The organism is Pseudomonas sp. V98_8, from assembly GCF_029967975.1.
Taxonomy (GTDB): domain Bacteria; phylum Pseudomonadota; class Gammaproteobacteria; order Pseudomonadales; family Pseudomonadaceae; genus Aquipseudomonas; species Aquipseudomonas umsongensis.
Window position 1 is genome coordinate 65,776 of record NZ_JASCAE010000086.1, and the last position, 13,487, is coordinate 79,262.

Consider the following 13,487-nt stretch of genomic DNA (forward strand, 5'->3'; position numbering starts at 1 on the left):
ACCCTGTAGGAGCGAGCATGCTCGCGATGGTCGTGAACGATAACGCGTGAAACCAGGCACCCCGCAGCGCCTTTGGGTTTCTCGCGAGCATGCTCGCTCCTACAACAGGTGGTCGTGCGGCTAAAAGCCGGGTTAGACTCCTTGATCCTGCCCAACCCGCTCAGTGATGCTTTCCGATGCTTGAACAGTACGTCAAAAAGATCCTCACCTCGCGCGTTTATGACGTTGCCGTAGAAACCCCATTGCAGACTGCTCGCCAGCTCTCCGAGCGGCTGGGCAACGAGATTTTGCTCAAGCGTGAAGACTTGCAGCCCGTGTTCTCTTTCAAGATTCGCGGCGCCTACAACAAGCTGACGCAGCTGAGCGATGAAGAGCGCGCTCGCGGCGTGGTTACCGCTTCGGCGGGCAATCACGCGCAAGGCCTGGCCCTGGCGGCCAAGGTCCTGGGCGTGAAAGCCACCATCGTCATGCCCAAGACCACGCCCGAGATCAAGGTCGAAGGCGTGCGTTCGCGCGGTGGCAAAGTGGTGCTGCACGGCGATTCGTTTCCGGAGGCCCTGGCCTACTCGCTGAAACTGGTCGACGAAAAAGGCTACGTCTACATTCACCCCTATGACGATCCCCACACCATTGCCGGGCAGGGCACAGTGGCGATGGAGATCTTGCGCCAACACCCGGCGCCCCTGGATGCGATCTTCGTTCCAGTCGGTGGTGGCGGCCTGATCGCCGGTATCGCGGCGTACGTGAAGTACCTGCGGCCGGACATCAAGGTCATCGGCGTCGAGCCGGACGACTCCAATTGCCTGCAAGCCGCCATGGCGGCGGGTGAGCGTGTGGTATTGCCGACCGTGGGCATCTTCGCCGATGGCGTCGCGGTGGCCCAGATCGGCCAGCACACTTTTGATATCTGCAAAGACTACGTCGACGAAGTCATCACCGTCAGTACCGACGAAATCTGTGCGGCGATCAAGGACATCTACGACGATACCCGTTCGATCACCGAACCTGCCGGCGCCTTGGGCGTGGCCGGGATCAAGAAGTACGTCGAGTCCCGCGGCGTCACTGGCCAGACCTTCGTGGCCATCGACTCCGGGGCCAACGTCAATTTCGACCGCCTGCGCCATGTCGCCGAGCGCGCTGAACTGGGCGAAGGCCGTGAAGCCATCATCGCCGTGACCATCCCTGAGCAGCCGGGGAGTTTCAAGGCGTTCTGCGAAGCCATCGGCAAGCGCCAGATCACCGAATTCAACTACCGCTATAACACTGGCAGCGAAGCGCACATCTTTGTCGGGGTTCAGACTCATCCGGAAACCGACCCACGTCGCGCGCTGATCGCCAGCCTGGGCGAGCAGGGCTTTCCGGTCGTCGACCTGACCGACAACGAACTGGCCAAGTTGCACATCCGCCACATGGTCGGCGGTCGCGCGGCGCATGTGGTCGATGAAGTGATCCTGCGCTTCGAATTCCCGGAGCGTCCGGGCGCGTTGTTTAACTTCCTCAACAAGCTCGGCGGGCGCTGGAACATTTCCATGTTCCACTATCGTAACCACGGTGCGGCCGATGGTCGTGTGGTCGCGGGCCTGCAGGTGCCTCACGAGGAGCGTCATTTGGTGCCGGCAGCGCTGGAAGAAATCGGCTACCCGTACTGGGACGAAACCGACAATCCGGCCTATCAGTTGTTTCTCGGCTGAGCGGCTACGCTGATGGGCACGCCCTAAGGAAATCGAACCATGGAAACGTTGACGGCCCTGAAAGCGGCGCACACGGTGGCGACGGTGGTGTTGCTGGTCTGTGCGCTGGGCCTGGGGATCTGGGTCTGGCGGACCCGGCGTAACGGCGACGTGACTGCGGGCAGCCGTACGCTGCAACGGCCTCGGGTGTTCGTCTGGCTGTTGATGGGGCTGGCTTTGCTGAGCATGCCGATTACCGGTTGGTGGATGGTGCACCTGGTGGGCTGGCCGTTGGGGCAGACCTGGTTGCTGGCTTCCAGTGTGCTTTACACCGTTGCGGCGTTGTCGTGGTTCTGGTTGTTGGTAAGGCTGAACAAGGTGCGCAAGACGCCGGGTGGGGTGGGCAGATTTACCTTTGCACTGGCGTTGTTCAGTTTTGTCTGCTTTGTGGCGATTGCGGGATTAATGGGCGCCAAGCCGGTTTAACCGGTTAAACCGTGTTGCCCCATTCGCGAGCCGGCTCGCTCCCACAAGGAAATTGTGTCGTTCACACATCCACTGTGGGAGCGAGCCTGCTCGCGAAAGCAATATCAGCCGCGCAGACTGATGACTGGCCAGCCCCGCTTCTCGGCCTCGGCGCGCAAGTTCGGATCCGGATCGACCGCCACCGGGTTCGCCACCTGCTCCAGCAACGCCAGGTCATTCATCGAGTCGCTATAAAAGTAGCTGTCCTCGAGGTTGTACCCGGTTTCTTCCAGCCAGCGATTGAGCCTTGTCACCTTGCCTTCACGGAAGCACGGTACATCGGTACTGCGCCCGGTGTAGCGGCCGTCCTGCATTTCGCATTCGGTGGCGATCAGGGTCTCGACGCCCAGGCGCGCGGCAATCGGGCCGGTCACGAAGCGGTTGGTGGCGGTGATGATCACCAGTTTGTCACCGGCATCGCGGTGTTGGGCCAGCAACTCGATCGCCTTGGGCAGCAGGATCGGTTCGATGCAGTCGCGCATGTAGTCGCTGTGCCATAGGTCCAGGGTGGCCATCTCGGTACGGCCGAGCACTTCCAGGCAGAAGTTCAGGTAGGCGTCGTTATCGAGCTTGCCAGCCAGGTAGTCCTGGTAGAACTCGTCGTTACGGGCCTTGTAGGCGACGGCGTCGAGGAAGCCGCGTTCACAAAGGTAATCGCCCCAGGCATGGTCACTGTCGCCGCCCAGAAGCGTGTTGTCCAAGTCGAATAAAGCCAGCCGCATCGCAGTTACTCGCTGAAAAGTCTGTAGAAAGGCGTCCAGAATACGGACTTTTCACAAGAGTGCACATAACGTAGGCCGGCGCGTTGCTGCCTTAACAACCTTTGTGGAACAATGCGATGACATGCGTTTGCGAGGTTGTTGCCGTGATCGACCCCGATGGTTTCCGTCCTAATGTCGGGATCATTCTCACGAATGATGCCGGCCAGGTGCTATGGGCTCGCCGTATCAATCAAGATGCCTGGCAGTTTCCTCAAGGCGGGATCAACCCCCAGGAGACGCCGGAAGACGCCTTGTACCGCGAGCTGAACGAAGAAGTGGGCCTGGAGCGCGAAGATGTTGAAATACTCGCCTGCACTCGGGGCTGGTTGCGCTATCGTTTGCCGCAACGTCTGGTCAGGACGCACAGCCAACCGCTGTGCATCGGCCAGAAGCAGAAATGGTTTCTCCTGCGCCTGATCTCCAATGAGCAGCGGGTGCGGATGGATTTGACCGGTAAACCGGAATTCGATGGCTGGCGCTGGGTCAGTTATTGGTATCCGTTGGGCCAGGTGGTGACATTCAAGCGCGAGGTGTATCGACGCGCCCTCAAAGAGCTTGCCCCGCGCCTTTTAGCGCGCGACTGACGACGGAGTTCGACCCCGAGCCATGCTCAATACGCTGCGCAAGATCGTCCAGGAAGTTAACTCCGCCAAGGATCTCAAGGCGGCGTTGGGGATTATTGTGTTGCGCGTCAAAGAGGCCATGGGCAGCCAGGTCTGCTCGGTCTACCTGCTTGACCCCGAGACCAACCGCTTTGTGCTGATGGCCACCGAGGGCTTGAACAAGCGCTCGATTGGCAAGGTCAGCATGGCGCCCAATGAAGGTCTGGTGGGTCTGGTCGGCACGCGTGAAGAACCCCTGAACCTCGAAAACGCCGCGGATCACCCGCGCTACCGCTACTTCGCCGAAACCGGTGAAGAGCGCTACGCTTCGTTCCTCGGGGCGCCAATCATCCACCACCGACGTGTCGTCGGTGTGTTGGTCATCCAGCAAAAAGAGCGCCGCCAGTTCGATGAAGGCGAAGAAGCCTTCCTCGTGACCATGAGCGCGCAACTCGCCGGGGTTATCGCCCACGCCGAGGCCACCGGTTCGATCCGTGGCCTGGGCCGGCAGGGCAAGGGTATCCAGGAAGCCAAGTTCATCGGCGTGCCGGGCTCGCCCGGCGCGGCGGTCGGTACGGCGGTGGTCATGCTGCCGCCGGCCGACCTGGACGTGGTGCCCGACAAGACCATTATCGACATCGAAGCGGAACTGGGGCTGTTCAAGACCGCCATCGAAGGTGTGCGAGCGGACATGCGTGCGTTGTCCGCCAAGCTCGCCACGCAGTTGCGCCCGGAAGAGCGCGCGTTGTTCGACGTCTACCTGATGATGCTCGACGATGCGGCGCTGGGCAGCGAAGTGACCACCGTGATCAAGACCGGGCAGTGGGCCCAGGGCGCGTTGCGCCAAGTGGTCACCGATCACGTCAACCGCTTCGAATTGATGGACGACGCCTACTTGCGTGAGCGTGCGTCGGACGTCAAGGACCTCGGTCGTCGCCTGCTCGCTTATTTGCAGGAAGAGCGCCAGCAAACCCTGGTCTATCCCGACAACACCATCCTGGTCAGCGAGGAACTGACGCCGGCCATGCTCGGCGAGGTTCCGGAAAACAAGCTGGTGGGCCTGGTTTCGGTGCTTGGCTCCGGTAACTCCCACGTTGCGATCCTTGCCCGGGCCATGGGCATTCCAACGGTGATGGGCCTGGTGGACCTGCCGTATTCCAAGGTCGACGGCATTGGCATGATCGTCGACGGTCACCGCGGCGAGGTCTACACCAACCCCAGCGACGTGCTGCGCAAGCAGTTCGCCGAGGTGGTCGAAGAAGAAAAGCAACTGGCCCTCGGGCTGGATGCGCTGCGCGATCTGCCGTGCATCACGGTCGATGGCCATCGCATGCCGCTCTGGGTCAACACCGGCCTGTTGGCGGACGTCGCGCGCGCGCAAAAGCGCGGGGCCGAAGGCGTCGGCCTGTACCGTACCGAAGTGCCGTTCATGATCAACCAGCGCTTCCCGAGTGAAAAGGAACAGCTGGCGATCTACCGCGAGCAGCTGGCCGCGTTTCACCCACAGCCAGTGACCATGCGTACCCTGGACATTGGTGGCGACAAGTCGCTGTCGTACTTCCCGATCAAGGAAGACAACCCGTTCCTCGGCTGGCGCGGCATTCGCGTCACCCTCGACCACCCGGAAATCTTCCTGGTGCAGACCCGCGCCATGCTCAAGGCCAGTGAAGGCTTGAACAACCTGCGGATTCTGCTGCCGATGATCTCCGGCACCCATGAGCTGGAAGAAGCCCTGCACCTGATCCACCGGGCCTGGGGCGAGGTTCGCGACGAAGGTTGCGACGTGCCGATGCCACCGATTGGCGTGATGATCGAGATTCCGGCAGCGGTGTACCAGACCAAGGAACTGGCGCGACAGGTGGACTTCCTGTCGGTTGGTTCCAACGACCTGACCCAATATCTGTTGGCCGTGGACCGTAACAACCCGCGAGTAGCCGACCTGTACGACTACCTGCACCCGGCGGTGCTGCAAGCCCTGCAAACCGTAGTGCGAGACGCCCATGCCGAAGGCAAGCCAGTGAGTATCTGCGGCGAAATGGCCGGTGACCCGGCGGCGGCGGTGCTCTTGATGGCGATGGGTTTCGACAGCTTGTCGATGAACGCCACCAACTTGCCGAAGGTGAAGTGGATGCTGCGCCAGATCAACTTGAGCAAGGCCAAGCAACTGCTCGCCGAACTGATGACCATCGACAACCCGCAGGTTATCCACAGTTCGCTGCAGTTGGCGCTGAAGAACCTTGGGTTGGCACGGATGATCAATCCGGCGGCGATCAAGCCTCTCTGAATTTGCGACACCCCCTTCGCGAGCAGGCTCGCTCCCACATTTAAACGCATTTCAAATGTGGGAGCGGGCTTGCTCGCGAAGAGGGTCGAACGAACAACGCAACACTAAAGCCGAATATCCACTTCCCCAAGATGTCCGCCAAACGGCCCGAAACTCCGTTCGACCAAATGCCGCGAGCCATCCGCCTGCACAATCAACGCCGTACTCGCCCGCGTCCCATAACTCTGGCTGGCAATAAACACACTCGACAGCAGCGTCTCGGTGGCCAACCCCACTCCGGTGTCCGGCAGGTCTGCAAACGGCGCTTGCTGTGAGTCGCCGAGCAAGGCCAGCAAAGACTGCGGTTGCGGATCATCCAGTACCTCGCCCAGTGCCGCCTTGGCCCTGAGCAGTTTCGGCCACGGTGTATCGAGCCCGGCGTTCGACAGGCCGTAGATCCCCGGCGGTAGCATCACCGCTTCCGATTCCCGCGCATTGAAATGCCACAACTCATTGGCGTTGCCGATCAGTAAGTTAAATCCGCCATATTCCGGCGAACGGGCGACAACGTCGTCTAAATAGTCATCAATTGGCACATCTTTGGTGAGGAATCCCGCCACTAACTCACCGCGCGACCGGCGCCCTGGCGGTCGATGCGGGTCGCGGATGTTGGTCAGCGCCGCAAAGCGCCCGTTGGCGCCGAGACCGAGCCAGGTTCCTCCCGCCTCCAGGTCTCGCCCGGCGTGCACCTGGGGGGCCTCGGGCCATTGCGCCAGTGGCAGGCTGGGGCGGGCATAAAATTCGTCGCGGTTAGCCGCCACTATCAGCGGTTGGGCGTGGCCCGGTCGCCAAGCGAAAACAATCAGGCACATAAGGTGATCCTTGTGTGTTTTTTCCCCCACTCTACGCAGTCATCGTGCGGGTATCCATCGCCATCCAGTGGAGCCCGAGGCCATGCATCCGTTACCATGCCGCTCCGATTTTGGGGTTGGGAGGGGAAAAGCATGGAATTTCTGCTCTATCTGGCGCTCGGCGCCTGTGCCGGAGTGCTGGCCGGGCTGTTCGGCGTGGGGGGCGGAATCATCATCGTCCCGGTGCTGGTATTCAGCTTCAAGGCCCAGGGGTTCGATCCGTCGATCCTCACGCACCTGGCCGTAGGCACCTCGCTGGCGACGATTATCTTTACCTCGGTCAACGCCATTCGGGAGCACCATCGCCGTGGAGCGGTACGCTGGCCAATTTTTGCGTGGATGACCCTGGGCATTCTGATCGGTGCGGGTTTTGGCGCGCTGACTGCCGAAGCGATCTCCGGGCCCAACCTGCAAAAGATCATCGGCGTGTTTGCCTTGGTCATTGCTGCGCAGCTGGCGTTGGACCTCAAGCCCAAGGCCAGCCGAACGGTGCCGGGTAAACTCGGTCTGACCGTAGCCGGCAGCGTAATTGGCTGGGCTTCAGCGATTTTCGGGATTGGCGGCGGGTCTTTGACCGTGCCGTTCCTGACCTGGCGCAGCGTGCCGATGCAGCAAGCGGTCGCCACGTCCTCTGCCTGCGGCCTGCCGATTGCGCTGTCCAGTGCATTATTTTTCATGATTCTGGGCTGGCACGATCCGTTGCTTCCGGCCCATAGTCTCGGTTTCATTTATTTGCCGGCGCTGCTGGGCATTGCCCTGACCAGCATGGTCTTCGCCCGGTTCGGCGCGCGACTGGCGCACAATCTGTCGCCAAGGTTGCTCAAAAGACTGTTTGCCGCTTTGCTGTTTGGCGTTGGCCTGAACTTTCTAGTCTGAAGCATCTGCTCTGACGCACGACACAATCCTGGCTTAATCCTGAGGTGACAGCGTCGCCCGGGAATTGATTTGAACTCATGAGGAGTCGCAATGCTGCCTTACCCGCAGATCGACCCGGTGGCCTTGGCCATCGGTCCGCTGAAAATCCACTGGTACGGGTTGATGTACCTGATCGGCATCGGCGGCGCCTGGCTGCTGGCGTCGCGCCGGCTGAACCGTTTCGACCCGACCTGGACCAAGGAGAAGCTCTCCGACATGGTGTTCTGGATGTCGATGGGGGTGATTGTCGGTGGTCGCCTGGGTTATGTGCTGTTCTACGATTTGAGTGCTTATATCGCCAATCCGCTGTTGATCTTTGAAGTGTGGAAGGGCGGGATGTCGTTCCACGGCGGGTTCATCGGCGTGATGTTGGCAGCGTTGTGGTTCGGTAAAAAGAACAACAAGTCGTTTTTCCAGCTGATGGACTTCGTCGCGCCGATGGTGCCGATCGGCCTGGGCGCCGGGCGTATCGGTAACTTCATCAACGCCGAGTTGTGGGGCAAGGCTACCGATGTGCCGTGGGCGATGGTCTTCCCGACTGATCCGGCACAACTGGCACGTCACCCGTCGCAGTTGTATCAGTTTGCGCTCGAAGGCGTCGCGCTGTTCCTGATCCTGTGGCTGTTCTCGCGCAAACCACGGCCGACCATGGCGGTATCGGGGATGTTCGCGCTGTTCTATGGCATCTTCCGTTTCATTGTCGAGTTCGTCCGCGTACCGGATGCGCAACTGGGCTATCTGGCCTGGAACTGGCTAACCATGGGCCAGGTGCTCTGCGTGCCGATGATCGTCGGCGGGCTGTTCCTGATCTGGCTGGCGTATCACCGCGCCCCGGCGACTCCAGCGGCAGCCGTATAAATTTCGAACTCCGCAGCGATGCTGCGGGTTTCAAGGACACAGGTAATTCATGAAGCAATATCTCGAACTGGTCGCCCACGTCATCAAGAACGGCACCAAACAGGCCAACCGCACTGGCGTGAACACCATCAGCTTTCCGGGCGCCATGCTGCGTTACGACCTGCAGGAAGGTTTCCCGGCGATCACCACGCGCAAGATGGCCTTCAAATCCGCCATCGGCGAGATGTGCGGGTTTCTGCGTGGCGTGAACAACGCCGCGCAATTCCGTGCGTTGGGCTGCAAGGTCTGGGACCAGAACGCCAATGAAAACGCCCAGTGGCTGGCCAACCCGTTCCGCCAGGGTGAAGACGACCTCGGCGAGATCTACGGCGTGCAGTGGCGTAAATGGCCGGCGTACAAGCAAATCCCGGTCAGCAACCCGGCCGCCATCGAGCAAACCCTGAAGCAGGGTTATCGCCAGATTGCCGAAGGTGAAGAAGATGGACAGGCCTATGTGGTGTTGTACAAGGCCATCGATCAGGTTCGCCAGTGCGTCGACACCATCATCAAGGACCCGGGCAGCCGCCGTATCCTGTTTCACGGCTGGAACGTCGCGCAGCTCGATGAAATGGCCCTGCCGCCTTGCCACCTGCTGTACCAGTTCCACCCGAATGTCGAGACCCGGGAGATTTCCCTGACCCTCTACATCCGTTCGAACGACTTGGGCCTGGGCACGCCGTTCAACCTCACCGAAGGCGCCGCGCTGCTAAGCCTGATCGGTCGCCTGACCGGCTACACGCCGCGCTGGTTCACCTATTTCATCGGCGACGCCCACGTCTATGAAAACCACCTGGACATGCTCAACGAACAGCTCAAGCGCGAGCCGTTCCCGATGCCCAAGCTGGTGATTTCCGACCGCGTACCGGAGTTTGCCAAGACGGGTGTTTACCAGCCGGAGTGGCTGGAGCTGGTGGAACCGAGTGATTTTTCGCTGGAAGGCTATGAGCACCATGCGCCAATGACCGCGCCAATGGCGGTCTGATTCCTGACGCTTAACCAATGTGGGAGCGGGCTTGCTCGCGAAGGCGGTGTATCAGTCGACATCTCTAATGACTGACACACCGCCTTCGCGAGCAAGCCCGCTCCCACTTTTGGCGTTGCAGTGCTTTCAGTGACCGTGGCTACGGCCCACATGCGAATGCTCAACCTCCGTCGCCACAACCCCGCCACTCACTTCCAGCCTCTGCAAAATCCCGCATTGATCGACATCTGGTCCTTCGCCACAACGCTGGCGCAGGTCGAGCAGTTGCGCCTGCAGGGCCAGCAGCCCATCGATCCGCGCCTTGACGTGATGGATGTGCTCGTCGATCAGCGCATTCACGCTTTCACATTGATCCTGCGGACTGTCGCGAAAGGCCAACAGGCTGCGAATTTCTTCCAGGGTCATGTCGAGGGTGCGGCAGTTGCGGATGAAGGTCAGGCGTTCGGCGTGGGCCTGGGTGTAGACCCGGTAGTTGCCGTCGCTGCGGGCCGGTTCCGGCAGCAGGTTCTCGCGTTCGTAGTAGCGGATGGTTTCCACGGCGCAGTCGGTGAGTTTGGCCAGCTCTCCAATCTTCATGACGGCAATCTCCAAATAGGTGCTTGACCCTATAGTGGCTACAGGGTCTTTACTTGGCAACAGGCACCTTCAAGGACGCGACCCGATGAGCGACTCCCTTCACACCCACAAACCCGAGGCTGATCACGATCACAGCCATAAACTCAAGCCTGTGCACAAACATGCGCATGGCGGCCCCGGGGATTCCTGCTGTTGCGCCAAAGTGGCGGCGCCGTCGCTGATCAAGTTGAACGAAATGCCGACCGCCAACGCGCGGTTGAGCACTTTCCGCATCGAGGCCATGGATTGCCCGACCGAGCAAACGCTGATCCAGAACAAACTCGGCAAGCTGGCGGGTGTGCAGCAGTTGGAATTCAACCTGATCAACCGTGTGCTCGGCGTAACCTACGACCTGCCAGGCACTGCACCGATCATCGACGCCATCAAGTCCCTCGGCATGCAGGCCGAGCCGCTGGAGCAGGGTGTTGAAGCGCCCGCCCCGGCGCCGGTGAAAAAGCCCTGGTGGCCATTGGCGTTGTCGGGTCTGGGTGCGCTGGTGGCCGAAGTGATTCACTTCACCAGTGCTGCACCGAATTGGGTGGTGGCGGTCATCGCTCTGGTCTCGATCCTCAGTGGCGGCCTCGCAACCTACAAGAAGGGCTGGATTGCCCTGAAGAACCTCAACCTGAACATCAACGCCTTGATGAGCATTGCGGTGACCGGTGCAATCCTGATCGGGCAATGGCCGGAAGCGGCGATGGTGATGTTCCTGTTTACCGTGGCCGAGCTGATCGAGGCCAAGTCGCTGGACCGGGCGCGCAATGCAATCAGCGGCCTGATGCAGATGGCGCCGGAGCAGGCCACGGTGTTGCAAGCCGATGGCCGCTGGATTGCGCAAAACGTCAAGTCCATCGAACTCGGCGCGCGGGTGCGGGTACGCCCCGGTGAGCGGATTGGCCTGGACGGTGAAGTGGTGTCCGGCAGTTCGACCATCGATCAGGCACCGATTACGGGTGAAAGCCTGCCGGTGGAGAAAACCGTTGGCGACAAGGTATTCGCAGGCACCATCAATCAGGCCGGCTCCCTGGAATATGCCGTGACTGCTGAAGCGAACCATTCGACGCTGGCGCGGATCATTCACGCCGTCGAACAGGCTCAAGGCGCGCGGGCGCCGACCCAGCGCTTCGTTGACCGCTTCTCGAAAATCTACACCCCGGCGGTGTTTGTCCTGGCCCTGGCGGTGGCGGTGATTCCACCGCTGTTCATGAATGCGCTGTGGTTTGACTGGATCTACCGCGCGCTGGTCCTGCTGGTTGTCGCCTGTCCTTGTGCCTTGGTGATTTCCACGCCGGTGACCATCGTCAGCGGCCTCGCGGCGGCGGCGCGCAAAGGCATTCTGGTGAAGGGCGGTGTCTATCTGGAGGGTGGCTACAAGCTCGACTATCTGGCGCTGGACAAGACCGGCACGATTACCCACGGCAAGCCGGTGCAGACTGATTATCTGGAGCTTGATCCGAAGGCCGATGCCGCGGTGCCGGCAATTGCCGCAGCACTGGCCGGTCGTTCGGATCACCCGGTGTCGTTGGCCATCGCCAATGCCGCTGTGGATAAACAACACCCGCTGATGGTTGTGGATAACTTCGAGGCGCTGGCTGGACGTGGAGTGCGCGGTGACATCAACGGCCAAACCTATCACTTGGGCAACCATCGGCTGGTCGAAGACCTGAACCTGTGCTCGCCGGAGCTGGAAGAGACGCTGTTCGCGCTGGAAAAACAGGGTAAATCCGTAGTGCTGCTACTCGATTCATCCGGCCCATTGGCGCTGTTTGCCGTGGCCGACACAGTGAAGGAGTCCAGTCGCGAAGCGATCCAGCAGCTACATGACCTGGGCATCAAGACCCTGATGCTGACCGGCGACAATTTCTACACCGCCGAGGCGATTGCCGCGCAGGTTGGCATCGACCAGGCACAAGGGGATCTGCTGCCCTCTGATAAGTTGCAAGCCATCGAAGCACTTTATGCTCAGGGCCATAACGTTGGCATGGTCGGTGACGGCATCAACGATGCGCCCGCACTGGCTCGCGCCGAAATTGGTTTCGCCATGGCTGCCGCTGGCACAGACACGGCAATCGAAACCGCCGATGTCGCCCTGATGGACGACGATCTGCGCAAAATTCCGACGTTCATTCGCCTGTCGCGACAAACCTCGAGCATCCTCAAGCAGAACATTGCCCTGGCATTGATCATCAAGGCGATCTTTCTTGGGGTAACCTTCGCCGGACTCGCCACCATGTGGATGGCGGTGTTCGCTGACATGGGCGTGAGCCTGTTGGTGGTGTTCAATGGCTTGCGCCTGCTGCGCAAATAAACGATGAGGGACAGTTGTGCTGAGTGCCGAGCTGAAGGCGTTTTACATGGTCGCCCGCCTGGGCAGCATCACCCTGGCAGCGAAAAAGCTCGGTTTGAGCCAACCCACGGTGACCACCCAGATTCGCAACCTGGAAAGCCAGTACTCAGTTGAGTTGTTCTACCGGGGCGGCCGCCGCCTGAGCGTCAGCGATGAGGGCGCGCGGCTGTTGCCGATGGTCAAGGGACTGCTGCAACAGGAAGCCGACATCGAGTTCTTCCTGCGTAACAGCGGGCAGGTCCAAGGAATGTTGCGCATCGCCGCTACGGCGCCGTACTACATCCTCGACTTGGTGAAAACCTTCCGCGAACGCCTGCCGCAGGTAGAGGTGTCGGTTGAAATCGGCAACTCCCAGCAGGTGCTCGAAGCGTTGGAGGAGTACCGGGTGGATGTCGCGGCATCCTCGCAGTTGCTGGAGGATGCGCGGCTGATTCGACGGGTGCTGGGCAGCGATCCGCTGGTGCTGGCGGTGCATCGCAATCATCCATTGGCGGTATACGATCACGTGCCGCTGGGCGCATTGGCAGGGCACACATTGTTGATGCGAGAGCCGGGTTCGACCACCCGGCGTTTGACCGAAGAGTTGCTCGCCAGCGCCGGTGTCGGTTTCGGGCCGCTGCTGGAGATTGGCAGCCGCGAATCGATCCGTGAGGCGGTGTTGCGCAATATCGGCATCAGCATTATTGCCCGCCAGGAAGTGCCGCATGATCCGCAACTGCGCGTGCTGACCATCGAGAATGCGCCGCAGATTCCGGAGTACCTGTATTGCCTCAAGGAGCGAAAAAACGCGCGGTTGCCGGCGGCGTTTCTGGGATTGGCGCAGGAAATGTCCCCGGCCTGAGATTAGCGGTGACAGTACCGGCCCCTTCGCGAGCAAGCCCGCTCCCACATTGAGTCTGCGTCGAACACAAAATTTGAGTTCACTGAAGATCTAATGTGGGAGCGGGCTTGCTCGCGAAGAGGCCAGACAAGGCACAACAGATCGTGCAGCCTCAACCA

Annotated in this window: 12 protein-coding genes; 9 read left to right on the plus strand and 3 right to left on the minus strand. The window is 60.6% G+C overall.

Features of this window, described 5'->3' with window-relative positions:
• Positions 1-176 precede the first annotated feature (176 nt).
• Together ilvA and QLG10_RS27310 are read left to right on the plus strand one after the other, a co-directional pair.
• Complete coding sequence (ilvA, locus tag QLG10_RS27305; RefSeq protein ID WP_110747892.1) at positions 177-1,691, plus strand: threonine ammonia-lyase, biosynthetic; 1,515 nt, start codon at positions 177-179, stop codon at positions 1,689-1,691.
• A 39-nt stretch (positions 1,692-1,730) separates the two neighbouring features.
• A complete protein-coding gene (locus QLG10_RS27310) occupies positions 1,731-2,156 on the plus strand; it encodes a DUF2269 domain-containing protein (protein WP_282488333.1) in 426 nt (141 codons plus the stop codon).
• 104 nt (positions 2,157-2,260) lie between these two features.
• Here the strand turns inward: QLG10_RS27310 and QLG10_RS27315 are convergent, their stop codons facing one another.
• Positions 2,261-2,917, minus strand: a complete 657-nt coding sequence (locus tag QLG10_RS27315; protein ID WP_110747886.1) for an HAD family hydrolase — start codon at positions 2,915-2,917, stop codon at positions 2,261-2,263.
• 143 nt (positions 2,918-3,060) lie between these two features.
• Here QLG10_RS27315 and QLG10_RS27320 point away from each other — a divergent pair, with 143 nt between their 5' ends.
• Both QLG10_RS27320 and ptsP read left to right on the plus strand, forming a co-directional pair.
• Positions 3,061-3,540 (plus strand): RNA pyrophosphohydrolase, encoded by a 480-nt coding sequence (locus QLG10_RS27320; protein ID WP_007897732.1) that lies wholly within the window; start codon positions 3,061-3,063, stop codon positions 3,538-3,540.
• A gap of 22 nt (positions 3,541-3,562) precedes the next feature.
• Positions 3,563-5,842, plus strand: a complete 2,280-nt coding sequence (ptsP, locus tag QLG10_RS27325; RefSeq protein ID WP_110747883.1) for a phosphoenolpyruvate--protein phosphotransferase — start codon at positions 3,563-3,565, stop codon at positions 5,840-5,842.
• 104 nt (positions 5,843-5,946) lie between these two features.
• Here ptsP and QLG10_RS27330 read toward each other — a convergent pair whose 3' ends face one another.
• Positions 5,947-6,693 (minus strand): NRDE family protein, encoded by a 747-nt coding sequence (locus QLG10_RS27330; RefSeq protein ID WP_282488334.1) that lies wholly within the window; start codon positions 6,691-6,693, stop codon positions 5,947-5,949.
• Positions 6,694-6,825: 132 nt separating this feature from the next.
• On the opposite strand from QLG10_RS27330, the gene QLG10_RS27335 reads away from it, so the two are divergent.
• The 3 genes from QLG10_RS27335 to QLG10_RS27345 all read left to right on the plus strand — a co-directional run bounded on the left by QLG10_RS27335 (position 6,826) and on the right by QLG10_RS27345 (position 9,526).
• Positions 6,826-7,608 (plus strand): sulfite exporter TauE/SafE family protein, encoded by a 783-nt coding sequence (locus QLG10_RS27335; RefSeq protein WP_110747877.1) that lies wholly within the window; start codon positions 6,826-6,828, stop codon positions 7,606-7,608.
• 90 nt (positions 7,609-7,698) lie between these two features.
• On the plus strand, positions 7,699-8,505 hold the full coding sequence (lgt, locus tag QLG10_RS27340) for a prolipoprotein diacylglyceryl transferase (protein ID WP_008064986.1): 807 nt from the start codon (positions 7,699-7,701) through the stop codon (positions 8,503-8,505).
• Positions 8,506-8,554: 49 nt separating this feature from the next.
• Complete coding sequence (locus QLG10_RS27345; RefSeq protein ID WP_020797329.1) at positions 8,555-9,526, plus strand: thymidylate synthase; 972 nt, start codon at positions 8,555-8,557, stop codon at positions 9,524-9,526.
• Between the two features lie 126 nt (positions 9,527-9,652).
• Here QLG10_RS27345 and cadR read toward each other — a convergent pair whose 3' ends face one another.
• Positions 9,653-10,102: a Cd(II)/Pb(II)-responsive transcriptional regulator gene (gene cadR / locus QLG10_RS27350; protein ID WP_110747874.1), complete on the minus strand. Its 450-nt coding sequence runs from the start codon at positions 10,100-10,102 to the stop codon at positions 9,653-9,655.
• Positions 10,103-10,187: 85 nt separating this feature from the next.
• On the opposite strand from cadR, the gene QLG10_RS27355 reads away from it, so the two are divergent.
• Both QLG10_RS27355 and QLG10_RS27360 read left to right on the plus strand, forming a co-directional pair.
• Positions 10,188-12,449, plus strand: coding sequence for a heavy metal translocating P-type ATPase (locus QLG10_RS27355; RefSeq protein WP_282488335.1), 2,262 nt, complete (start codon positions 10,188-10,190; stop codon positions 12,447-12,449).
• Positions 12,450-12,465: 16 nt separating this feature from the next.
• Positions 12,466-13,329 (plus strand): LysR family transcriptional regulator, encoded by an 864-nt coding sequence (locus tag QLG10_RS27360; protein WP_110747869.1) that lies wholly within the window; start codon positions 12,466-12,468, stop codon positions 13,327-13,329.
• Positions 13,330-13,487: the final 158 nt, after the last annotated feature.

What these genes read in the sequence shown, in the direction of transcription:
- ilvA (WP_110747892.1), top strand. Translation starts at nt 177, where the DNA reads ATGCTTGAACAGTACGTCAAAAAGATCCTCACCTCGCGCGTTTATGAC.
- QLG10_RS27335 (WP_110747877.1), top strand. Translation starts at nt 6,826, where the DNA reads ATGGAATTTCTGCTCTATCTGGCGCTCGGCGCCTGTGCCGGAGTGCTG.
- lgt (WP_008064986.1), top strand. Translation starts at nt 7,699, where the DNA reads ATGCTGCCTTACCCGCAGATCGACCCGGTGGCCTTGGCCATCGGTCCG.
- QLG10_RS27310 (WP_282488333.1), top strand. Translation starts at nt 1,731, where the DNA reads ATGGAAACGTTGACGGCCCTGAAAGCGGCGCACACGGTGGCGACGGTG.
- ptsP (WP_110747883.1), top strand. Translation starts at nt 3,563, where the DNA reads ATGCTCAATACGCTGCGCAAGATCGTCCAGGAAGTTAACTCCGCCAAG.
- QLG10_RS27330 (WP_282488334.1), bottom strand. Translation starts at nt 6,693, where the DNA reads ATGTGCCTGATTGTTTTCGCTTGGCGACCGGGCCACGCCCAACCGCTG.
- QLG10_RS27315 (WP_110747886.1), bottom strand. Translation starts at nt 2,917, where the DNA reads ATGCGGCTGGCTTTATTCGACTTGGACAACACGCTTCTGGGCGGCGAC.
- cadR (WP_110747874.1), bottom strand. Translation starts at nt 10,102, where the DNA reads ATGAAGATTGGAGAGCTGGCCAAACTCACCGACTGCGCCGTGGAAACC.
- QLG10_RS27355 (WP_282488335.1), top strand. Translation starts at nt 10,188, where the DNA reads ATGAGCGACTCCCTTCACACCCACAAACCCGAGGCTGATCACGATCAC.
- QLG10_RS27345 (WP_020797329.1), top strand. Translation starts at nt 8,555, where the DNA reads ATGAAGCAATATCTCGAACTGGTCGCCCACGTCATCAAGAACGGCACC.